Below are 19,944 nucleotides of genomic sequence, written 5' to 3'. Positions count from 1 at the left end.
CCCGTTGCTTTGCCCGAAGGGCAAACCCATTTGCGTAAGCTAGGGGCATGAACCTCCTCTTGCTCCACGGGTTTACCCCGCACCCCGTCCTCACCCTGGATCCCTTGCCCCAGGTGTTGCGGGAGGTTGGGTTTAGCGTAAGCCCACCGGCCTTTTTCGGCCATGGCACCCGGCTGGAAGACCTCCTCAAGGTGCGCCGGCAGGACCGGCGGGGAATGGTCCAGGAGGCTTACCGAAAGCTACCCGAGCATCGAGGGACAGCAGGGCTCCCCAGGGGGGCCCTACTTTCCGCCCATCTGACAGCGGAAACCCCCGCTCAGGTTCTGGCGGTGTGGGGGCAGCTTATTGCTAATAATACTCACTTGCATTAAGATGGAAGCCATGGAGCCCGTCCCCATCTCTCCCTGGACCGTCTTCCTATATGCCCTGCTCACCGCCGTCGCCACGGGCCTAGGGGCCCTCCCCTTCCTCTTCACCCGGCGTATCCTGGCTCACCACCTGGGCCTGGCCAACGCCGCAGCTGGCGGGCTGATGCTCTCAGCCAGCTTCGGCCTCATCTACGAGGGCGTGCACTACCATCTGGGCCGCACCCTCTTGGGCGTGGTCCTGGGCCTTCTTTTCATCCAGCTCTCCCACCGCTTCCTCCATGGCCGGGAAGTAAGCTTCGGGAGCCTAAACGGCCTGGACGCCCGCAAGGCCCTCATGATGGTGGGCATCATGACCCTCCACTCCTTTGCCGAGGGCGTGGGGGTAGGCGTGGCCTTCGGGGGCGGGGAGGCCTTAGGGGTTTTCATCACCCTGGCCATCGCCGTGCACAACATTCCAGAGGGCTTGGCCATCAGCCTGGTCCTGATCCCCAGGGGGGTTAGCGTCCTGGGCGCTGCCCTTTGGAGCGTTTTCTCCAGCCTACCCCAACCCCTCATGGCCGTGCCCGCCTTTCTCTTCGTGGAGCTCTTCAAGCCCGCCCTGCCGGTAGGCCTGGGCTTCGCCGCCGGGGCCATGATCTGGATGGTGGCGGCGGAGATCCTCCCCGAGGCCCTGAAGGAAGCCAAGGCCGAGGGGGTGGCCACGGTCCTCACCCTAGCCGCGGCCCTGATGGTGGCCTTCCAGATCCTCCTGGGAGGGTAACCAAACCCAGGGAAGCTGTCCCTCCAGGTAGAGGGCCTCGAGGGTCGGCCGCACCCGGTAGGCCAGAAGCTGCACCCCAGCCCGCTTTGCTTCCCGGGCTGCCTGGTAAAGAACCCGGTCCTCAGGGTCGAGGGCAAAGGCCCGGGCCAAGGGATGCTGGACCATCCACACCGCATAGGCCAAGCCCCCGGCCCGGGCAAACCCCGAAAGAAGCCTCAGGTGCCGGGCGCCTCGAGGGGTAGGCGCATCAGGAAAAAGGGCTAGGCTTCCCTCCACCCGGTTGCAGTTCTTGGCTTCCAAAAGGGCCTCCTTCCCTCCAATCCGGGCGGAGAAGTCCAGCCTCTCCCCTTCTAGGCGCACCTCTTTGCGCAAATCCGCAAGGGAACCGAAAACCCCTTCCCTCAAAAGCAACTCCAGGAGACGGTTGGCCAAGGAGGCATCCACCCCCACCAACACGCCCCGGCTCTCCAAAAGAAGAAGCCGCCCCACCGTCTTGGGGGTGGCCCTGGGATGGTAAAAGCAAGGGGTCCCGGGAAGGAGAAGCTCCCCCATCCGCCCGGAGTTGGGAAGGTGCAGGAGCCCCACGTCCGACTCCACCAGGAAGCGGTTTCTCCTCCTTAGGAAACGGCAGGGTTTGAGGGGAGGCAAGGACAAGGCCAGCATGACCAAAACTTTAGCCCGGTCTAAGACCGGGCTTCCTGGCGGAGAGGGCGGGATTCGAACCCGCGGTACCGGTTTTCCCGGTACAACACCTTAGCAGGGTGCCGCCTTCGACCACTCGGCCACCTCTCCAAGCCTTCTGGCGGAGGGTGAGGGATTCGAACCCCCGGTGGGCCTGAAGCCCACAGCGGTTTTCAAGACCGCCGCCTTCAACCGCTCGGCCAACCCTCCAAGGTATGGCCGCAACCTTTACTATGCGGCAAGCCCCCTGGGTTGTCAATCGGGATGGGCTATACTGCCTTTGTGGAGCGAAGCCGGGACTTTATCCTTCAAGCAAGGAGGGACTTGGAGCACGCCCGCTTCGCCTTGGAAAAGGGGTTTTACGAGTGGGCCGCCTTCACCGCCCAACAAGCAGCGGGAAAAGCGGTTAAAGCTGTCTTCCAGCACCTAGGGGCTGTGGCCTGGGGGGACTCGGTGCTGGGTCTTTTGGAGGAGCTGGCCAAGCGGCATCCCGTAAGCGAGTCCCTCCTAGACGCAGCCAGCGAGCTGGACAAGGCCTACATCCCCACCCGTTATCCCGATGCCCTCCCCGAAGGGGCTCCCTTTGAGCGCTACCGGCGCCCCGAGGCCGAGCGGCTTTTGCAGCATGCCGAGGAAATCAATGCCTTCTGTCAGGGTCTTCTTCCCTCCTTGGACTAAAGAGGAAATCCTAAAGGGCCTGAAGGAAGGGCTAGCGGTGCTAAGGGAAGAAGTTCCCCTCCGGCAGGCCTACCTCTTCGGTTCCTGGGCCGCGGGTCGGGCACTACCGGGAAGCGACGTGGACCTCCTCCTCATCTACCAAGGCCCTGCCCGTGAGGACCTTCACCGCCTGGCGCGGAAGGCTTTTAAGGGCCTTCCGGTGGAGCTTCACGCCTACACGGAGGAGGAAACAAACACCCTAAAACCCCTTCTGGAACGGATGCTGGCCCAGGCCATCCCCCTTCTGGACTCTTAGCGGAGCCAGGCCAAGACAAACCGCTCCACCCAAGCCTCCATGGCTGGGATCACCGCATGGTGGAGGTCGGGAAAGAGGATTAGGTGGTCCTCCCCTAGGGGGCCGAACCCCGTGGGCCTTAGGCAGGCACGGTCCTTGGTTAGGGGCAGGGTCCAGGGTTCACCCTCCCGGGTCAGGGCTACCTGATACACCCTCCGGCCCATCTTCTCCCGCACATCCCTCAGGCGACAGGCTTGAGTGGGGGGAATAAGGGGGTCGTTGCCCGCATGGAGGATGAGAAGGGGGGCCGCCAAAAGGGCCGCATAGGGTAAGGGGCTTTGCCGAGCGTAGCAGTCCGGGCAGTCCTCGGGAAGCCCGCCGAAAACCTCCCGCCAGCGGGCAAGGGCCTCAGGACGGGAGCGGCGCAGGATCTCCACCTGCTCGACAAAGTCCACGGGGCCGATGACGAAGACCACGCCCCTGGCCCTTCCCTCCAAGGCCGCCGCCTTCAAGGCCACACAGGCCCCCAGGGAGTAACCCACGTAGGCGTAATGCTTAATCCCCAGCCTGGGCAGAAGGCGGGCCAGAAGCACCAGGTCCTCAGCCTCCCCTAAGCAACCGCTCACCTTGCCCCCGCTTTTTCCCCGGCCCCGGAGGTGGGGCACCAGGGCCACCACCCCCTTTTCCGCATAGAAACGGCACCTTTTTTCCATGCCCTCCGTGGGAGGACCGAAACCGCCGGGCACCAGGACCACCGCCCGATCCGTGGTTCCCTCCGGAAGGCATACCTGGGCAAACAGGGTGACGCCGTCCCGCCCGTAAACCACACCGCCTTCCACCTTTTTCAGCCCAGGGTTTGCTGACCGCAACCCCCAAAAAAGGCCGAGGGCCAGAAGCAAAAGCCAAACCCCAAGCGTCCTCATCGGCCAAAGAGGGCAGGGGATACCCTGGCCCTTGCGAGCAAATGGGCCAGAAAGAGGGGCAGGAAAAGCGCCAGGACCAGGTAGACGGCAAAGGCAGGCTTAAGGCCTAAGGGCTCGGGAAAGTCCGGATACTTCTCCAGAAGACGCACCACCATGGGGTGGACCAGGTAGATCTGCAAGGAATAGCGCCCCAAAAAGGCCAGGGGAACCCGCAGGGGAGTACGGGCCAAGGCATAGGCCAAGGCCAGGAGGAGGAAGGCCATGCCCGTGGTGTACAGCCAGTGGAAGGCCTGGTAGTGGAAGGTGTTCACGGGAAGACGCTTCAGCACATCCAAGGCCAGGGGCAAGTACCCCCAAAGCCCCACCCCAGCGGCTAAAAGGGCCAAGGGCCAGAAGCGCAACAGGCGGGGCAGCCCCTCGAGGCGGCCTGCCAAATAAAGGCCCAACACGATGGCTGGGGTGTACCAGAGGACAAAGCTCCCCGGGTAGGGCAAAAAGCGGTAGTGGCGGTTCAGAAAGTAGACCCCCAGGGTAAGCCCCACCCCCAGGAGGAGAAAGACCAGGCCGTGGGGCCTCCGCCTTAGGAGGAGAAGGAAAAGGGGCAGAAGCAGGGTGAGCTGCAGGGCCACCGCCAGGAAGTAGAGGTGAAAGTAGGCCTTCCCCCAAAGGAGCTGGTGAAGAAGGCGCTCAGGCTAGAAGAGGCCGTGGTCCCAGTAGCGGAAGGCCAAGTACACCCCGCTCCAGAGGAGGTAGGGCCAAAGGAGGCGCAAAGCGCGGTTCCTAAGGTACCGACCCAGGCGGAACTCCCGTAAAAAGCTCGCCCCCAGGACCAGGGTGGCCATGAAGAGAAAGGCGGGAACGGCAAAATGCAGGGTGCGGTTCACCGCCGCCAGAAGATGCCATTCCCAGCCTCCCGGATCAAGCTCCCGCAGGAAGCGGCCCGTAACATGATGGAGAACCACTTCCAAAATGGCAAGCCCTCGGAAGACCTCCACCCAGGGAAAGCGCTCCACAGGGCTATTCTGTCATAGGCCCATGAGGCTTTTCCGAGAGCCAAAAGCCGAGCTCCTCCTTTAGGGCGCGGCGACGGGGATAAGCCTGCAGCAAGGCCAAGGCCGCCTCACGGGCTGCCTTGGGGTCCAGGCGGGAAAGGCGCCCAAGGAGCCTGGCTGCCTCCCGGTAGGCCTTGCGGGTTCCCTTTTCCACCTCGCGCCTTGCCGCCTCCAGGTAAAGCCTCTTGGCCTCCTCGGGAAGTTTCTCCTCCAGGACCTCCGCCAAGGCGGGATAGGCCTCCGGTGGGGTGTTCCTCAACAGGCGGTCCAAGGCCTTCCAATCCTCCTCCAAGAGGTAGATGCGGGCAAGAAGGGCAGGGTCCCGCACCTGCCTGAGAAGAGCCTTGCGCTCCCGGTAAAACTCCCGGCCCAGCTTGGACTTTAGGGCCAGGTAGTCCTCGAGGTTCGGCCGTACCCCAAAGCGGGCCCGGTGGTCCTCCGGGCTCCCCCGATGGGCCACCAACAGGTCCAGAAGGGGAAGGAGCCTGGGGTCTTTTCCAAACCAGTCCCGGGCTTCCTCCGCATACCTTAATGCCTCCTCCACCCGTCCCAAGGCCATAAGGCGCTCCACCAGGAGGAGGTAGTCCCCAACCCCCTCCAGCCCCTCCCGCAAGGCGGAAAGCCCTTCCTCCACCCGCCCCAGGCGGAAGAGAAGCTCGGCCCTAAGCGCCCGCTTAAGTCCCAAGCCGTTCCCACCCCTTAAAAGGTGAAGGGCCTCCTCCCCCCTTTCCCCCGCCACCTGCAGGAAAGCCTCCCGCAAGGCCTCGGAAGGGTGCCTCAGGTAAAGGTTCAGGAGGAAGGAAAGCCTAGGGGTGAGGGCCAGGTAGCGCTCCAGGGCTATCCGCAAGTAGGGCTCCGGGTCAAAGGGAGCTTCCAATAGCGCCTCCAGGTAGGCCTCCACCTCTTTCCTCCCCACCCGGTCCAGGCGCAAGGACAGGGCCCGGGCCTCCTCCTGCCCTCCCCCCAGCCGGAAGGCCCGGCGCAGGTCCTTCACCCCTTCCAGAAAGGCCTTTTCCGGGGCCAGGGCTTCCGCCAGGTAAAGGCCCACCTCGGGAAGGAGGGCGAGTTTTTTCAGGAGGCCCCTGGCCTCCTCAGGGGTTAGGGCCTCAATCAGGGGCGCCAGGTCCGGTGCCTTTTCCTCCACATAGGCGTAGAGGAGGGCCACCGCATGTTTGCAAGGGAACTCTGGATAAGGGCAGGTGCAACGGCCCCAAAGCCCCGGGCCCACCTCCACCCGGTAGGGCGCCTCTGCCGAGCCCTGCACCAAGCCCAAAACCTTCTCCCCCACCCGGAAGACCCTGAGCACCCGGCCCTCCTGGTAGTAGGCCAGCCCCCGGCGCAGCACCTCCCGGGGAACAAGGGAGGCGAAGTCCCTTTCCTCCCTGGGGGGGAAAGGCGGCACAGGATCAGTTTAAGGCTCGCCATCGGATGGAAACCCCCTGGGCGTGGTATCATGAGATGAGAAGCATATGAAATGACCCTGACGGTTACCCTTAGGGAAGCGGATCTGAAGCGCCCCCTGCCCAAGGGCTACGTGCAGTGCCGGGCCTGCGCCCATTACTGCGCCATCGCGGAAGGACAAGCAGGCAAATGCGGGGTCAGGCGCAACCTTGGAGGCAGGCTCTATCTGGTGACCTATGGAAAAGCCGCCGCGGTTCACCTGGATCCGGTGGAGAAAAAGCCCCTCTACCACTTCCACCCCGGGGAGGGAATCCTTTCCCTGGGCACCGTGGGGTGCAACCTCTTCTGCGCCTTCTGCCAGAACTGGGAGATCTCCCAGTTCCGGGAGTTCAAGGTCACGCCGGAGGGCCACCTGGACCGGCCCATCGGGGAGGACTGGCCCCCCGAGGCCATCGTGGAGAAGGCCGAGGCCCTGGGGGTGAGGCTTCTCGCCTACACCTACAACGAGCCCGCCGTCTGGATTGAATACGCCCACGACACGGCCAAGCTCGCCAAAAAACGGGGCATGAAAAACGTCTTCGTCACCAGCGGCTTTGAAACCAAGGAGGCCTGGGAGTATATCCGGCCCTTTCTGGATGCCGCCAATGTGGACCTGAAGGGCTTCACCGAGGAGTTCTACCGGAAGATCTGCGGGGCCCGGCTCAAGCCGGTCCTGGAAAGCCTCGAGCACCTTTTGGCCCAAGGGGTCTGGGTGGAGGTGACCACCCTCCTCCTGGAGGGCTACAACGACTCCCCGGAGGAGGTCCGGGCCATGGCCCGTTTCCTCAAGGGGCTTTCCCCCGAGGTTCCCTGGCACCTCACCGCCGCCCACCCTGACTACCGCATGCTGGACCTGAGGCCCACCCGGCACAGCACCCTGGTGCGGGCCTACGAGATCGCCAAGGAGGAAGGGCTTAAGTTCGTGTACGTGGGCAACGTCCTGGACGAGGAAAGAAGCTCCACCCACTGCCCGGATTGCGGAAGGCTCCTTATCCGGCGCCGGGGCTTCTGGGTGAAGCCCCTTTGGGAGGTCCCCGGGGTCTGCCCGGGGTGCGGGAGGAGGATTCCTGGGGTATGGACCTGGTGAGGCTCCCGGCGGTGGCCGGCTACTTCTATCCCCTGGAGTCAGGGCGCCTAAGGCAGGAGGTGGAAGGCCTTCTGCACAAAGCCCACGCCTCCCCTGACCCTAGGGTCAGGGGGCTTCTTTCCCCCCATGCCGGCTACTTTTACTCGGGGAAGGTGGCGGCGGAGGGCTTTAAGGTGCTTTCCGCCTGGCGGGGAAGGGCGAGGAGAATTCTCCTCCTGGGGCCCAGCCACTTCGTGCCCTTCTTGGGAGCGGCCTTTTACCCTTACCGGGCCTGGGCCACTCCCTTGGGGGAGGTGGCGGTGGACCTGGAAGGGGGAAGCCGGCTTGTGGCCCAGGGCTCTCCCTTTCTGACCTACGAGGAGCCCTTCCGGGAGGAGCATAGCCTCGAGGTCCTCCTCCCCTTTCTCCAGGTAGCCTTGCCGGACACGCCCATCCTGCCCCTCCTCTTCGGGGAGGCGGACCCTAAAGAGGTGGCCGAGGCCCTGTTGTCGGAGCTTGGGGAAGGGGACCTGGTGGTGGCCTCCAGCGACCTCTCCCACTACCATCCCGACCCCGTGGCCAGAAAGCGGGATCAAAAGACCCTGGAAAAGGCCCTGGCCCTGGATGTGGAGGGAGTGGCCCAAGGGGAAGCCTGCGGCCACCTTCCCTGGGCCACCCTCACCGCCTTGGCCAGAAGCTTGGGTTGGAAGCCCACGCTTCTGGCCTACGCCACCAGCGCCGAGGCCTCCGGGGACACAAGCCGCGTGGTGGGGTACGCCGCGGTGGCCTATTTAGGGCAAGGTCCATCCGCCTTAAGATGAAACCATGACCCCGGCGCGCAAGCGGTTCACCGTGGAGGAGTTCCACAGGATGGCCCAGGCGGGCCTCCTGGGAGAGGACGACCGGGTGGAGCTTCTGGAGGGAGAGGTTTGGGAAATGAGCCCCATCGGTAGCCGCCATGCCGCCGCCGTGCGGCGCCTTCGCCGCCTGTTCACCCCCTTGGAGATGGAAGGGGCCTGCCTTATCGCCGTACAGGACCCCGTGCGCCTTAACCCTTTCAGCGAGCCCCAGCCGGACCTGGCCCTTTTGCGGCCCCGGCCTGACCTTTACCAGGAGGGGCACCCCGGCCCTCAGGATGTCCTCCTCCTGGTGGAGGTGGCGGAGGCCTCCTTGGCCTACGACCTGGGGGTTAAGGCACCCCTATACGCGCGCCACGGGGTCCTTGAGCTTTGGGTGCTGGACCTGGACGGCAAGCGGCTTCACGTCCTTCGCTCCCCCTCCCCCGAGGGTTACCGGGAAGCCCAAACCCTGGCCCCAGGGAACCACCTGGCTCCCGTGGCCTTCCCCTCCTTTTCTCTCCCGGTGGCCGAGCTCCTAGGCTAAAGCCTAAGAAGGGGCCGGAACCAGGGAATGGAAAGGAGCACCAGCGCCAGGGCCAGGGCGAAGAGGAGCCGGGCCCGGGGCTTTCCCTTTCGGGCTTGGGAAAGCCCAGCGTGGGCCAGGCCCAAGGCCACAAGCCCTCCCACCCAGTGCTCGGCCACGAAGTAGCGGGCCTCGCTTGGGGTTTGCAGGGTCGCCTCGAGGCTGGCCAAGGCTCCCTGAAAGAGAGGGCTCACGAAGGCCAGCAGGATCCCCAACACCACCTGCAGGGTGAGGGCGTGGGCGAAAAAGGCTCCTTCTTTAGCCCCAGGGCGCCAAAGGGCCAGGAAGCCAAAGGCCAAGACCGCCCAGCGCACCAGGTTGTGTAGGAAAAGGACCGCCTCGTACATGGTCCAAGGCTATCCCAGGAAGTCCTTGGCTCACGGAGGGAAATCACAAAGGGTATCAAAACTTCCCTTTGCGGCCAAGGAGGGTCAAGCCTCCAGGAGGGTCAAGGCCTCCAGGAGGTCCTGGACTTCCAGGTGGGCGGGATACCGGGGGTCCTTGGGGCGGTGGCCCCGGTCCACCCACACCGCCCTTATCCCCGCCGAAAGGGCTCCCTTGATGTCCCGCTCGGGGTTATCCCCCACCATCACCGCCTCCTCCGGGCCCACGCCAAAGGCGCAAAGGGCCATGCGGAAGAGCCTGGGGTCAGGTTTGCCAAGCCCCACTTCCCCGGAAACCAAGGTGAGGGAAAAGGCCTCCCCAAGGCCTGCCCCGGCGAGCTTCTCCCGCTGCAGGTCGGGCACGCCGTTGGTGAGGAGGACCGGGATGGCCCCCCTGGCTCTAAGGGCCTCCAGAAACTCCGGCACCTCGGGGAAAAGGGGGTAGCGGCGCCTTTCCCGGAAAAAGGCCTCCGCCAGCTCCCGGGCCCGCTCCACAGGACCGCCAAGCGCCCTAAGGGCCTCCTGGAAAACCCTTTCCCGAAAGGGCCAGGCCCACTCCGCCAGGGTTTCCAGCCCCGGGGTGGAGTAGCGGGCCCAAAGAGCCTCCAGGGCCGAGTGGCCGATGCGCTCGGCCCAGGGGTAGAAGGGAGCCTGCCGGAAGAACTCCTCTGCTTTTCTTCGCACCGCCTGGGGTAGTCCCTCCACTCCTACTTCCTGCCCCAAGCGGCCCAAGACCTCCTCGCTCACCCGGTGGTCCACAAGAAGGGTATCGTCCAGATCCAAAAGCCAAAGCTTCATGTATCTCCTCGGGTCAGGAATGTTTCTCTGGGGGAAGCTCCCGCACCAAGACCGGGTTCTCCCCCGGGTCAAAGAGGAGGAGGTGTCCCCCTGCCTCGCGGAAGGGAAGGCCGTACTTGGAAAGGCGAAACTTTTCGTGCTCCAGGTTCTCCACGAAGAACACCAGGCGGCCTTCCTCCACCCCCACCCGGGCAAAGCCATGCCCCTCGGGCCGGGGGCGGTTGGGCCCCTGCTCCACCCCCCCGCTTCCAGGGCGCAGGAGGAGAAGGGGCCCCTCGAGGGGAGCCAGAAGGGCCTCCCGTTCCGGGATCAGCTCCTCCAGGGCCAGCCCCAAAGCCTGGTAGAAGCTCACGCCCTGGCCCAGATCCGGCACGTACACCACAAGGGTTTCGCTCATAGGCTCCGCAAAAACGCCCGCAAGTCCCCCTCGTCCGCCACCACCTGCAAAAGGGCCAGGTCCTCCGGGGCGATCTCCCCGTGGGCCTTGAGGAGGGAAAGCCAGTAAGGGTCCACCGCCAAGGGCCGCCCCAAGCCCCGCCGCAGGTAGAGGAGGTTCCAGGCCAGGGTGAGCTCGGCCAAGGTGCCCACCCCACCCGGCAGGGCCAGGTACCCCGCCCCCAGGTCCAAAAGCCTACCGATGCGCTCGGGCAAGGTGGCAGCCGGAAGCTCGAGGTCCACGTAAGGGTTGGGCCCCCGCCTCTCGGGGAAAAGGGCCGGGGCGGTGACCCCCACCACCATTCCCCTCTTGGCCTTCACCCCCCGGGCTAAGGCCTCCATCCCTCCCTGGTAGCCCCCACAGGCCAGGCCAAAGCCCTCCTCGGCCATCACCTCCCCGTAGCGGACCAGGCGGGAGTACAAGGGATCACTGGGGGCCACCCTCGAGGAAACGAACGCGCTAATAAGCCGCATCGCTACAGCCAGGGCTCCCCCTTACCTAGCAGGAGATGGGGTTTAACGGCACCGCACCACCAAAACGGGTATCCCCACCCGGTGCAAGACCCCCTCGGTCACCGAGCCCAAAAGGAGCTTATCCAGCCCGGTGCGCCCGTGGGTGCCCATGACCAGGAGGTCGAATCCCTTGGCCGCCTCCACGATGGTGGGTATCGGCACCCCCTCCTTCACCTCCCCCGTGGCCTCCACCCCCTTCTCTTGAGCCAGGCTCAAGGCCTTGGCAATAGCCTCCTCCCCCGCCTTTTTCAGGTCCTCCAAAAGCTCAAGGCCATAAGGAACGCTCTCGGGAGCAATCCAGATGGCCTGGGCGGGATTCTCCAGCACGTAGAGGAAGTGAACCTTGGCCCCCAAGGCCTTGGCCAGGGAAAGGCCGTGCTCCAGGGCCTGGAAGCTACAGGAGCTTCCGTCCGTGGGCATCAGGATGGTTTTGTACATGGCTCGCCTCCTTCGCTTTCATCATACTGGGTCGTAAACTCAGGCCATGTGGATCTACGGAAGGAACCCGGTCCTCGAGGCCCTGAAGGAGGGCCGGGTGCGGCGGGTTTTGGTGGCCCGGGGGGTGGAGGCCTGGCTTTTAAGGGAGCTGGAGAGGCTGGGGGCGGAGTACACCCTGGTGCCCCGGATCGAGCTGGACACCCTCCTGAGAACCACCCACCACCAGGGCTTGGCCGCGGAGATAGAGGAACCCCGCTACGCCCCCCTGGAGGAAGCCTTCTCCCTGGCGGAAGCCCGCAAGGAGCTTCCCCTTCTGGTCTTCCTGGACGGCATCACCGACCCCAGGAACTACGGGGCCATGATCCGAAGCGCCCTGGCCCTGGGAGCCCACGGGGTGGTGTCCGAGGAGCGCCGAAGCGCCCCCCTTTCGCCCCTGGCCCTGAAGGCCAGCGCCGGGGCCGCCTTAAAGCTTCCTGTGGTGAAGGTGAAAAACCTTCCCCGGGCCCTCGAGGAGGTCAAGAAAAGGGGGCTCTGGGTGTACGGCCTGGATGTAAGGGGGGGAAAAACCCCCAAGGAGCTGGACTTCCAAAGGCCCCTGGCCCTGGTGGTGGGCTCGGAAGGGGAAGGTATGCGCCGGTTGGTAAGGGAAAGCTGCGACGAGCTTTTCCGCATCCCCATCCGGGAGGAGGCCGAGTCCCTGAACGCCTCCGTGGCCTTAGGGATAGCCCTCTACATGGCAGCCCTGGGCCGGGGTGTAGGATAGGGTCGTGGACTGGATCCGGCTTCTTTCCCGCCTCCTCCAGGCGGAAAGCCTCCCCGGGCAGGAAGGGGAGGTGGCGGCCCTTCTCCTGGAGGCCCTCAAGGGCATGGGCCTGACGGCCACCCTGGACGAGGCGGGAAACGTGGAGGCCCTTCTGGGGGAGAAGGAACCCGAGGTGGTGCTAACCGGGCACCTGGACGTGGTGCCCGTGGGGGATCCCCTGCACTGGCCCTACCCCCAGGGCACCGTGGCCCAGGAGGCCGTCTGGGGCCGGGGGGCGGTGGACATGAAAGGGCCTTTGGTGGCCATGCTCTTGGCCCTCGAGGCCCTCGCCCAAAAACCCCTCAAGGGACGGGTGCGCTTCCTCGCCACGGTGCAGGAGGAGGTGGGGGGCTTGGGAAGCCGTCATGCCGCAGAAAGGCTTTCCCCTCTGGCCTTCATCCTGGGGGAGCCCTCGGGAAGAAGGCTCATGCGGGGCCACCGGGGCCGAGCGGAGGTCTGGGTTGACTTTGAAGGGGAGGAGGCCCACGCTGCCCTCTCGGGCCCGGAAAACCCCCTCTTCGGCCTCGGGGAGTACCTGCTGGCCCTAAAGGAGCTTCCCCTTCCCCCCGGCCTCAAGCTCACCCCCACCCGGGTGGACACCTACCCCGGGGCCCGGAACCAGACCCCCGGGGTGGTGCGCCTGTACCTGGATGTGCGCTACGAGCCCGAGGCCAACCTAGAAGCTCTTTTGGAGAGGCTCAAGGCCCTGGGGGATGCCTCGGTCTACATTCCCGAGGAGGAGCGGGCCTCGGGGGAGGTGCGCCTCGTCATCCCCGCCCTCTGGCCTCCCTACCGCTTGCCGGAGGACCACCCCTTGCTCCTTGCGGCCCTTAAGGCCCTGGACCAGGAGGGGGCGGGCCTTTGGCCCTTCACCACCGACGCCCCCTATCTGGGCACCAAGGCTCCCGTCTTGGGCTACGGCCCGGGGGATCCCTCCTTAGCCCACACCCCCAGGGAGCATATTCCCTTGGCCGAGGTGGAGGGGGCCGCCCAGGACTACGTGCGCCTGGTGGAGGCTTTATGGAACGCCGCTTGATCGCCGGCACCCCCTACAGGAAGCTCCTCACCGCCCCCCGGCCCGTGGCCGAGGGAGTGAAGGCAAGGCTCGAGGCCAGGGGCATCCCCGTCATCCTGGAAACTCCTTTTCCCGGCCTGCCCGAGGCGGCCTTGGGCACCTACATGGGAGACGTGAACCTCTTTGTGCCCGAGGCCCTTCTGGGGGAAGCAGAAGCCACGCTGGAGGAGGAGATCCCATGACCGTGGTGGGTCTGGACCTAGGGGGCACCAAGATCGCCGCCGGGGTCTTTGACGGCACGAGGCTTCTTTCCAAGGTGGTCCTCCCCACCCCCGGGGAAGGTGGGATGGCGGTGGTGCAGGCCCTGGCCGAGGCCACCAGGAAAGCGGAGGCGGAGGCTGGGGTGGAGGGTGTGGCCATCGGCCTGGGCACCCCGGGGCCCCTGGACTTCAAGGAGGGGGTGATCCGCTTCACCCCCAACATCCGGGGCCTCGTGAACTTCCCCATCCGCCGCCTTCTGGAGGAGGCCACCAAAAGGCCCGTCCATCTGGAAAACGACGCCAACGCCGCCGCCCTGGCCGAGCACCACCTGGGGGCGGCAAGGGGAGAGGGTAGCTCCCTCTTCCTCACGGTATCCACCGGGATCGGGGGTGGGGTGGTCCTGGGGGGGCGGGTCTTAAGGGGAGAAAGAGGGCAGGGAGGGGAGCTCGGCCACATCACCCTGCTTCCCGGGGGGCCGGTGTGCGGCTGCGGGCTGGAGGGATGCCTCGAGGCCCTGGCGGCGGGCAGGGCCCTGGAGCGGGAAGCCTCCTACGCCTACCACCGCAAGGTGGATACCAAGGAGCTCTTCCAGCTCTTCCAGGAAGGCGAGCCCAGGGCCCGGCGCATCCTCTTCCAGGCAGCCCGCTATGTGGGCATGGGCCTGGCCAGCCTGGTCAAGGCTTTCGACCCCGGGGTGGTGGTGGTGGGCGGGGGGCTTGCCCTAAACGCCCCCCAGGCCTACTGGGAAGCCTTGGAGGAAGCCTACCGCCACTACCTGGCAGGTTGGGAGGCTCCTCCCTTGCGCCGGGCTCTTTTGGGAGGGGAGGCCGGGCTCTTGGGTGCCGCCCTCACCGCCTATCTGGAGGTTCGGGATGGAGGTGGGTAAGGCTCTACTTTTCCTGGGAGTTTTGCTGGTCCTTCTTGGCCTGGTGCTTCTCTATTTCCCCAAGCTCTTTTCCTGGTTCGGCCACCTGCCGGGGGACATCCGGATCGAGCGGGAAGGCCTACGGGTGTACATTCCCATCACCTCGGCCCTGGTTCTTTCCCTTCTCCTCACCCTGCTCTGGAACCTCCTGGGCCTTCTTCGCCGCTAAGACCCACACGTCCACCGGATCCCTTCCTGTACGAAAGGTGCCCTCGTCCGACCGCAGGCGGGAGGCCCGCAGGGTAAACTCGGCCACCCCCACGCCGGGAAAGCGCAGACCGCCAGTGCCGGGATGCGAACTGCCTGCGCCCCCGCAAAACCCTGACTAGCAGCACCGGACCAAGCCCCCCTGCCTAGGCGGGGGGGTTCACTTTAGGTGGCTTAGGAACTCCTCCCGGGTCTTCTGGCTTTCCCGGAAGACTCCCAGCATGGCGCTGGTGGTGGTGCGGGAGTGCTGCTTCTCCACCCCCCGCATCATCATGCAGAGGTGGACCCCTTCCACCACCACCCCCACCCCCTGGGGCTCGAGGATCTCCTGGATGGCCTCGGCGATCTGCACCGCCAGGCGCTCCTGCACCTGAAGCCTTCTTGCAAACATGTCCACGATGCGGGCGAACTTGGAAAGGCCCAGGATCTTCTCGCCCGGGATATAGCCGATGTGCACCTGGCCGAAGAAGGGCAGGAGGTGGTGCTCGCACATGGAGTAGAACTCTATGCCCTTCACCACCACCATCTCGCTCCCCTCGGCGGGGAAGAGGGCCCCGTTGACGATGGCCTTCAGGTCCTGGCGGTAGCCCCGGGTGAGGAAGGCCCAAGCCTTGGCCACCCGCTCGGGGGTTTTCACGAGGCCTTCCCGGCTGGGATCCTCCCCGATGACCTCCAGCCACTCCGCCGCAAGGCGCTTCAGGCGCCCCAGGTCCACGTGGGTTTCAAAGGTAAGACCCGTATCCTCGAGCTCCACCATCTTGCGCTCCATCTTGCCACCTCCGTTCCTCCCCCTGTGTGGCCTCGGGCTCACTCCGGGGCGAGGAAACCCTCCTCCACCAGGGGCAGGGCCTCTTCCAGGGCCAGGGGAAACCCCTGGGAAGCCCGCCTCAAGGCTTCCAGGGCTTCCTTCCGGGTGCGCTTCAGGTGGAGGTGAAGCTCGCTAAAGGGGTTTAGGGCATCCTGGCCTCGCAGGGTAAGGCGATAGCGCCTGGGAAGGTCCATGGCCAAAAGCCCCTTCCGGTACCGCTCCGCCAGGGCCTGGTACCGGGGAGCGTTGCCCGGGGGCTCGGCGGGACCCTTGACCCGGGCTGGAACCCCCAGGGCCAGGGCGCCCTCAGGGATCTCCATCCCCGGGGGAACCACTGCCCCTGCCCCCACCACCGCATTCCTGCCCACCCGGGCCCCGTTCAGCACCACCGCCCCCATGCCGATCAGGGCTCCTTCCTCCACCACCGCCCCGTGGACCACCGCCCGGTGCCCCACGGTAACCCCAGCACCCAAAAGGCAGGGAAAACCCGGGTCCGCGTGGAGAACGGCGCCATCCTGGACGTTGCTTCCCGGACCGATCACCACCCGCTCCAGATCCCCCCGCACCACGGCGGCAAACCAGATGGAGGCTCCCTCCCCCACCTCCACCTCCCCCACCACGTAGGCCCCGGGGGCGATGAAGGCGCTGGGGTGCACCCTGGGAAGCTTGTCCTCAAAGCGGTAGACGCTCAAGGGCCACCTCCAGAAGGCGCAGGTCCTCGGGGAAGGAAAGGAGCAAGCGGGCCTCCTCCAGGCTGAACCACCCCAGGCCCGTCATCCCCTTTTCCAGGCGGGGCTCGCCGGTGCCCCGCATGAGGAACCAGTGCACCTCCCGCTCCACTCCCTTGGCGTTCACGTAGCGGGTGGGGAAAAGGGGAGCCAGGACCTCCGCCTTTACCCCGGTTTCCTCCAGGACCTCCCGCACCGCGGCCGCCTCGAGGGTCTCCCCCAGCTCCGGGTGCCCCTTGGGAAAGACCCAGAAGCCCATGCGGTCGCGGAGGAGGAGCACCTCCCCCTTCTCGTTGAAGACCACACCTCCCGCCCCTAGCTCCATGGGTACCTCCTCTTGAGGTAGCTCAGGGTGGCCTCGTCCACCTCCGGGCCTCCCTGGTAGCGCTCCTCCAGGTTCTCCATGCCGATCAGGGCAAGGAAAGCGCGCTCCGTGGCCTCGTCAAACTCCCCGTGCACCTCCCCTGCGTAAAGCCCAAGGCTCCGGAGCACCCCCTGCAACCACCGCACCTCCTCCGGGGTCAAGGGGCGGCGCTCCTTGGGCCTCTCAAAGAGGAGGCGGTGGAGGGAAAGCAGGCGGAAAAGCTCCTCCACCGGCTCCGGGTGGTCGTCGGCCCGGAGGTCGATGTACCGGTCCCAAAGCCCTCCGTACCCCTTGCCCTCCCCCACCACCAGAAGCGCCGCGGACTGCTTGCCCCTTTTATCCCCTCCCGCTTCCTCCCCCGCCTTTAAGGCCAGAAGGAGCCTTTCGGGAAAAGGAACCCGTTCCTCCTGCAGGAAGGTTTCCACCATGGCCTCCACCACCTGGGGACCCGCCAGGAGGTTGCCCTGGGCGGCGAATCCCTTCCCCGCCCTCCCCCCGGCCCAGGGATGGCACTCCCCTCCGGTAAAGGTGAGGGCCTCGCCGCGGGCGCTCACCAGGCCGAACTGGCGCCTTTCCAACCCGGGATCGGTGCGCCGGAAGGCCTCCAGGACCCCTTCTGGGCTTGCCCCTTGCTCCAAAAGGGCCAGCCCCTGCGGCCCAAAGCGGGGATTGGCGTAGGACTGGGTGGCGATCGCCCCCACCCCCGCCCGGGCAAAGGGTACCACCGAGCCCACCGCCAGGAACTTGCTGGCCACGGCCACGCCCAGGTCCCCGGTTTCCGGGTCCTGGGCCACCAGGGAAAAGGTGGCCACCACCATGCCCCTATCCTACGCGCCCCCACGTGGTAGAGTGGGAGGATTGGGTGCGCCCATGGAGATTAGAAACATTGCCATCATTGCCCACGTGGATCACGGGAAAACCACCCTGGTGGACGCCATGCTCCGCCAGGCCAAGGCCCTGGCCAAGGAAGAGGGGGAGCGGATCCTGGACTCGGGCGACCTGGAGAAGGAGCGGGGGATCACCATCCTGGCCAAGAACACCGCCGTGGTCTGGGGTGGGGTGAAGATCAACATCGTGGACACCCCCGGCCATGCGGACTTCGGTGGGGAGGTGGAGCGGGCCCTTTCCCTGGTGGACGGGGTGCTCCTTCTGGTGGATGCCGCCGAGGGCCCCATGCCCCAGACCCGGTTCGTTCTGCGGAAGGCCCTCCAGGCTGGGCTCAAGCCCATCGTGGTCCTCAACAAGGTGGACAAGAAGGAGGCCCGCCCCGACGAGGTGCTCAACCTCACCTTTGACCTCATGGTGGAACTGGGGGCCACGGAGGAGCAGCTGGACTTCCCCTACCTCTACGCCATCGGCCGGGATGGCCGGGCCTGGCGGGAAGCGCCCAAAGAAGACCTCTCGGAGCTTTTCCAAACCATCCTCGAGCACATCCCCTCACCCAGGTGGGAGGAAGGGCCGTTCCAGCTTCTGGTGGCCAACCTGGACCACTCCCCCTACCTGGGGCGGATCGCCATCGGCAAGGTGGCCCGGGGCCGGGTGCGCAAGGGGGAAAGCGTGGCCATCTTGAAAGGGGACGGGGTCCTTTCCGCCAGGGTGGTGGCGGTCTACACCCACCAGGGCCTGGAGCGGGTGGAGGTGGAGGAAAGCCTCCCCGGGGACATCGTGGCCCTGGCGGGAGTGGAGGGCGTGGGAATCGGGGACACCCTGGCCGCCAGAGAAGCCCCTGAGGCCCTTCCCCGCCTGAAGGTGGACGAGCCCACCGTGGCCCTCACCCTCACCGCCAACACCTCCCCTTTCGCCGGACGGGAGGGGGCGCACGTGACGGGCCAGAAGCTGAAGGAGCGCCTCCTTAAGGAGCTTCGCACCAACGTGGCCCTCCAGGTGGAGGAGGTGGGCCCCGAGGTCTTTGAGCTTAGGGGCCGGGGGGAGCTCCATCTGGCCATCCTCCTGGAAACCATGCGCCGGGAGGGCTACGAGTTCAGCGTGGGCCAGCCCCGGGTGCTCACCAAGGATGGCCTCGAGCCCTACGAGCTTCTGGTGGTGGAGGTGCCCCAGGACCGCTTCGGAAGCGTCATGGAGGCTTTGGGAGCCCGCCGGGCGGAGATGGTGCACATGGAGGTGGGGGAAAGGGTGCGGGCGGAGTTCGTGGTCCCGGCCCGGGCCCTTTTCGGCTTCCGTAGTCTTTTCCTTTCCCTTACGGGAGGAGAGGGGCTTCTAAGCCACACCTTCCACGGCTTCGGCCCCGAGGCCGGCCCCATCCCCACCCGCACCACGGGAAGCGCCGTGGCCATGGAGGCCGGGGTGGCCACCGCCTACAGCCTGAACCGCCTGCAGGAGCGGGTCCAGTTTTTCATCGAGCCGGGCACCGAGGTCTACGTGGGCATGATCGTGGGGGAGCACGTGCGGGAAAACGACCTGGATGTGAACGTCACCCTCGCCAAGAAGCTCACCAACATCCGGGCGGCGGGCTCCGATGAGAACATCCGCCTGGTACCCCCAAGGCGGCTTTCCCTGGAAGAGGCCCTGGAGTTCCTGGCCGAGGATGAGCTTCTGGAGGTAACCCCCAAAAGCCTTCGCCTGCGCAAGAAGGTGCTGGACCCTTCCCAGCGCAAACGCCTGGTGGGGAAGTAAACCCCCCTTGCCCCCGGGTCCAAGCGGTGTAGAATCGGCCCGTGAAGCGTTTCATGCTTTTCCTTTTGGCCCTCCTGGGCCTTGGCCTGGGTCTTGCCCAGGCCCCGGTAAAGGTGCGCATCGGCTTTAATCCCACCCAGAACTCCGACCAGCTCAAGGCGGCCGCCCAGGCCATCGCGGATTACATCGAGAAGGAGTTCAGGGGGACGGTGGAGGTGGAGATCTTCGTCCCCACCGAGTACCGCGGCCTCATCGAGGCCATGAGGGCGGGGAAGCTGGAGTTCGCCTTCTTCCCCCCCGACGGCTACGTGCTGGCCCACCGGGAAGCGGGGGCGGAGGTCCTCCTCAAGTCGGTGCGGAACGGCAGCCCCTACTACTGGTCGGCCATCATCGTGCGCAAGGACTCGGGGATCAAGAAGATCGAGGACCTCGAGGGCAAGACCATCGCCTGGGTAGACCCCCTCTCCGCCGCCGGCTACGTCTTCCCCCGGGCGGCCCTGGTGAGCCGGGGCATCAACCCCGACACCTTCTTCGCCAAGCAGGTCTTCGCCGGCAAGCACGACGCTGCCGTGCTGGCGGTCCTCAACAAGTCCGTGGACGCCGCCGCCACCTTCGCCAACGACGACAAGAACAAGTCCGGGGCCTGGACCCAGTTCCTAAAACCCGAGGAGGCACGGCAGATCACCGCCATCTTCTACTCCAAGCCCATCCCCGGCGACACCTTCTCCGTGGCCAAGGACTTCCTCAGCAAGTACCCCAACCTGGCCAAGGGAATCGCCGCCGCCATCCAGCGTTGCCAGGCGCCCAAATGCACCCTGCTCCAAAACCTCTACCGCATCGACTACATGGTCCCGGCCAAGGATAGCGATTACGACGTGGTGCGTGAGGCCCGGCGCATCTCCGGCCAGGATAAGTGAAGCCTTGACCCTCCGGGCCCCCAGGACCCCCTGGGGGCCTTTTTGGGGAAGC

General features: G+C 65.8%; 26 protein-coding genes, 2 tRNA genes and 1 pseudogene. 14 read left to right on the top strand and 15 right to left on the bottom strand.

Annotation, left to right across the window (positions count from 1 at the left end; all coding sequences use genetic code 11):
* Nucleotides 1-47: 47 nt before the first annotated feature.
* A complete protein-coding gene (locus G584_RS11985; RefSeq protein ID WP_211218400.1) occupies nucleotides 48-371 on the top strand; it encodes a hypothetical protein in 324 nt (107 codons plus the stop codon).
* A 10-nt stretch (nucleotides 372-381) separates the two neighbouring features.
* Nucleotides 382-1,128 (top strand): ZIP family metal transporter, encoded by a 747-nt coding sequence (locus G584_RS0105790; protein WP_028493768.1) that lies wholly within the window; start codon nucleotides 382-384, stop codon nucleotides 1,126-1,128.
* Here G584_RS0105790 and G584_RS11980 read toward each other — a convergent pair.
* The 3 genes from G584_RS11980 to G584_RS0105775 form a co-directional block, all read right to left on the bottom strand.
* Nucleotides 1,081-1,791, bottom strand: coding sequence for a DNA/RNA nuclease SfsA (locus G584_RS11980; protein ID WP_157626383.1), 711 nt, complete (start codon nucleotides 1,789-1,791; stop codon nucleotides 1,081-1,083). The genes G584_RS0105790 and G584_RS11980 overlap by 48 nt on opposite strands.
* A 36-nt stretch (nucleotides 1,792-1,827) precedes the next feature.
* Nucleotides 1,828-1,920, bottom strand: a tRNA-Ser gene (locus G584_RS0105780).
* A gap of 8 nt (nucleotides 1,921-1,928) precedes the next feature.
* Nucleotides 1,929-2,019, bottom strand: a tRNA-Ser gene (locus G584_RS0105775).
* A gap of 72 nt (nucleotides 2,020-2,091) precedes the next feature.
* On the opposite strand from G584_RS0105775, the gene G584_RS0105770 reads away from it, so the two are divergent.
* A complete protein-coding gene (locus G584_RS0105770; protein WP_028493767.1) occupies nucleotides 2,092-2,487 on the top strand; it encodes a HEPN domain-containing protein in 396 nt (131 codons plus the stop codon).
* Nucleotides 2,450-2,782, top strand: coding sequence for a nucleotidyltransferase domain-containing protein (locus G584_RS0105765; RefSeq protein WP_028493766.1), 333 nt, complete (start codon nucleotides 2,450-2,452; stop codon nucleotides 2,780-2,782). The genes G584_RS0105770 and G584_RS0105765 overlap by 38 nt, the downstream gene beginning before the upstream one ends.
* Here the strand turns inward: G584_RS0105765 and G584_RS0105760 are convergent.
* The 3 genes and pseudogenes from G584_RS0105760 to G584_RS0105750 all read right to left on the bottom strand — a co-directional run bounded on the left by G584_RS0105760 (nucleotide 2,779) and on the right by G584_RS0105750 (nucleotide 6,138).
* Nucleotides 2,779-3,588 (bottom strand): alpha/beta hydrolase family protein, encoded by an 810-nt coding sequence (locus G584_RS0105760; protein WP_245563326.1) that lies wholly within the window; start codon nucleotides 3,586-3,588, stop codon nucleotides 2,779-2,781. The genes G584_RS0105765 and G584_RS0105760 overlap by 4 nt on opposite strands.
* Before the next feature lie 92 nt (nucleotides 3,589-3,680).
* Nucleotides 3,681-4,679, bottom strand: a pseudogene (locus tag G584_RS11975) (acyltransferase family protein).
* Nucleotides 4,680-4,701: 22 nt separating this feature from the next.
* Nucleotides 4,702-6,138 carry an SWIM zinc finger family protein gene (locus G584_RS0105750; RefSeq protein ID WP_028493764.1) on the bottom strand — a complete coding sequence of 479 codons (1,437 nt, stop codon included), beginning with the start codon at nucleotides 6,136-6,138 and terminating at the stop codon, nucleotides 4,702-4,704.
* Between the two features lie 72 nt (nucleotides 6,139-6,210).
* Here G584_RS0105750 and amrS point away from each other — a divergent pair, with 72 nt between their 5' ends.
* Genes amrS through G584_RS0105735 form a run of 3 tightly spaced genes read left to right on the top strand, consistent with a single transcriptional unit; the run spans nucleotide 6,211 to nucleotide 8,625 of the window.
* Complete coding sequence (gene amrS, locus G584_RS0105745; protein ID WP_028493763.1) at nucleotides 6,211-7,263, top strand: AmmeMemoRadiSam system radical SAM enzyme; 1,053 nt, start codon at nucleotides 6,211-6,213, stop codon at nucleotides 7,261-7,263.
* The gene (gene amrB, locus G584_RS0105740; protein ID WP_028493762.1) at nucleotides 7,251-8,063 is read left to right on the top strand and encodes an AmmeMemoRadiSam system protein B; all 813 of its coding nucleotides are present in this window, start codon (nucleotides 7,251-7,253) and stop codon (nucleotides 8,061-8,063) included. Before amrS ends, amrB begins: the two co-directional genes overlap by 13 nt.
* Before the next feature lie 4 nt (nucleotides 8,064-8,067).
* Nucleotides 8,068-8,625: a Uma2 family endonuclease gene (locus tag G584_RS0105735; protein ID WP_028493761.1), complete on the top strand. Its 558-nt coding sequence runs from the start codon at nucleotides 8,068-8,070 to the stop codon at nucleotides 8,623-8,625.
* On the opposite strand, the gene G584_RS0105730 is transcribed toward G584_RS0105735, so the two are convergent.
* The 5 genes from G584_RS0105730 to G584_RS0105710 form a co-directional block, all read right to left on the bottom strand.
* The gene (locus G584_RS0105730; RefSeq protein ID WP_028493760.1) at nucleotides 8,622-9,011 is read right to left on the bottom strand and encodes a hypothetical protein; all 390 of its coding nucleotides are present in this window, start codon (nucleotides 9,009-9,011) and stop codon (nucleotides 8,622-8,624) included. The two genes, G584_RS0105735 and G584_RS0105730, sit on opposite strands and share 4 nt — an antisense overlap.
* Before the next feature lie 84 nt (nucleotides 9,012-9,095).
* Nucleotides 9,096-9,845 (bottom strand): HAD family hydrolase, encoded by a 750-nt coding sequence (locus G584_RS0105725; protein ID WP_028493759.1) that lies wholly within the window; start codon nucleotides 9,843-9,845, stop codon nucleotides 9,096-9,098.
* A gap of 13 nt (nucleotides 9,846-9,858) precedes the next feature.
* Entirely contained in the window at nucleotides 9,859-10,242 is a 384-nt protein-coding gene (locus tag G584_RS0105720) for a hypothetical protein (RefSeq protein WP_028493758.1), read from the bottom strand.
* Entirely contained in the window at nucleotides 10,239-10,754 is a 516-nt protein-coding gene (locus G584_RS0105715) for an LOG family protein (protein WP_028493757.1), read from the bottom strand. Before G584_RS0105715 ends, G584_RS0105720 begins: the two co-directional genes overlap by 4 nt.
* Before the next feature lie 42 nt (nucleotides 10,755-10,796).
* Nucleotides 10,797-11,231, bottom strand: coding sequence for a universal stress protein (locus tag G584_RS0105710; protein ID WP_028493756.1), 435 nt, complete (start codon nucleotides 11,229-11,231; stop codon nucleotides 10,797-10,799).
* 46 nt (nucleotides 11,232-11,277) lie between these two features.
* Between G584_RS0105710 and rlmB the strand changes: the two genes are divergently transcribed.
* The 5 genes from rlmB to G584_RS0105685 are packed head-to-tail and all read left to right on the top strand — an operon-like array spanning nucleotide 11,278 to nucleotide 14,403.
* Nucleotides 11,278-11,994, top strand: coding sequence for a 23S rRNA (guanosine(2251)-2'-O)-methyltransferase RlmB (rlmB, locus tag G584_RS0105705; RefSeq protein WP_028493755.1), 717 nt, complete (start codon nucleotides 11,278-11,280; stop codon nucleotides 11,992-11,994).
* A gap of 4 nt (nucleotides 11,995-11,998) precedes the next feature.
* Nucleotides 11,999-13,069: a M20 family metallopeptidase gene (locus tag G584_RS0105700; protein WP_028493754.1), complete on the top strand. Its 1,071-nt coding sequence runs from the start codon at nucleotides 11,999-12,001 to the stop codon at nucleotides 13,067-13,069.
* Complete coding sequence (locus G584_RS0105695) at nucleotides 13,054-13,290, top strand: putative signal transducing protein (protein WP_028493753.1); 237 nt, start codon at nucleotides 13,054-13,056, stop codon at nucleotides 13,288-13,290. Before G584_RS0105700 ends, G584_RS0105695 begins: the two co-directional genes overlap by 16 nt.
* Complete coding sequence (locus tag G584_RS0105690; RefSeq protein ID WP_028493752.1) at nucleotides 13,287-14,195, top strand: glucokinase; 909 nt, start codon at nucleotides 13,287-13,289, stop codon at nucleotides 14,193-14,195. The genes G584_RS0105695 and G584_RS0105690 overlap by 4 nt, the downstream gene beginning before the upstream one ends.
* A complete protein-coding gene (locus tag G584_RS0105685; RefSeq protein ID WP_028493751.1) occupies nucleotides 14,182-14,403 on the top strand; it encodes a DUF2905 domain-containing protein in 222 nt (73 codons plus the stop codon). The genes G584_RS0105690 and G584_RS0105685 overlap by 14 nt, the downstream gene beginning before the upstream one ends.
* Before the next feature lie 198 nt (nucleotides 14,404-14,601).
* On the opposite strand, the gene folE is transcribed toward G584_RS0105685, so the two are convergent.
* Genes folE through G584_RS0105665 form a run of 4 tightly spaced genes read right to left on the bottom strand, consistent with a single transcriptional unit; the run spans nucleotide 14,602 to nucleotide 17,159 of the window.
* Nucleotides 14,602-15,210, bottom strand: a complete 609-nt coding sequence (folE, locus tag G584_RS0105680; RefSeq protein WP_028493750.1) for a GTP cyclohydrolase I FolE — start codon at nucleotides 15,208-15,210, stop codon at nucleotides 14,602-14,604.
* Nucleotides 15,211-15,248: 38 nt separating this feature from the next.
* Nucleotides 15,249-15,941: a gamma carbonic anhydrase family protein gene (locus tag G584_RS0105675; RefSeq protein ID WP_028493749.1), complete on the bottom strand. Its 693-nt coding sequence runs from the start codon at nucleotides 15,939-15,941 to the stop codon at nucleotides 15,249-15,251.
* Nucleotides 15,922-16,302, bottom strand: a complete 381-nt coding sequence (locus G584_RS0105670; RefSeq protein ID WP_015718263.1) for an NUDIX hydrolase — start codon at nucleotides 16,300-16,302, stop codon at nucleotides 15,922-15,924. The genes G584_RS0105675 and G584_RS0105670 overlap by 20 nt, the downstream gene beginning before the upstream one ends.
* Nucleotides 16,293-17,159 carry a DUF1028 domain-containing protein gene (locus G584_RS0105665; RefSeq protein ID WP_028493748.1) on the bottom strand — a complete coding sequence of 289 codons (867 nt, stop codon included), beginning with the start codon at nucleotides 17,157-17,159 and terminating at the stop codon, nucleotides 16,293-16,295. Before G584_RS0105665 ends, G584_RS0105670 begins: the two co-directional genes overlap by 10 nt.
* Nucleotides 17,160-17,211: 52 nt before the next feature.
* Here G584_RS0105665 and typA point away from each other — a divergent pair, with 52 nt between their 5' ends.
* Nucleotides 17,212-18,975 (top strand): translational GTPase TypA, encoded by a 1,764-nt coding sequence (typA, locus tag G584_RS0105660; protein WP_028493747.1) that lies wholly within the window; start codon nucleotides 17,212-17,214, stop codon nucleotides 18,973-18,975.
* Between the two features lie 53 nt (nucleotides 18,976-19,028).
* Complete coding sequence (locus G584_RS0105655; RefSeq protein ID WP_015718266.1) at nucleotides 19,029-19,892, top strand: phosphate/phosphite/phosphonate ABC transporter substrate-binding protein; 864 nt, start codon at nucleotides 19,029-19,031, stop codon at nucleotides 19,890-19,892.
* Nucleotides 19,893-19,944: the final 52 nt, after the last annotated feature.

The sequence above is a fragment of the Thermus antranikianii DSM 12462 genome, assembly GCF_000423905.1.
Classification (GTDB): Bacteria; Deinococcota; Deinococci; order Deinococcales; family Thermaceae; genus Thermus; species Thermus antranikianii.
The sequence above is the reverse complement of the archived record's forward strand: the minus strand, read 5'-3'. Positions and strand labels throughout refer to the sequence as shown.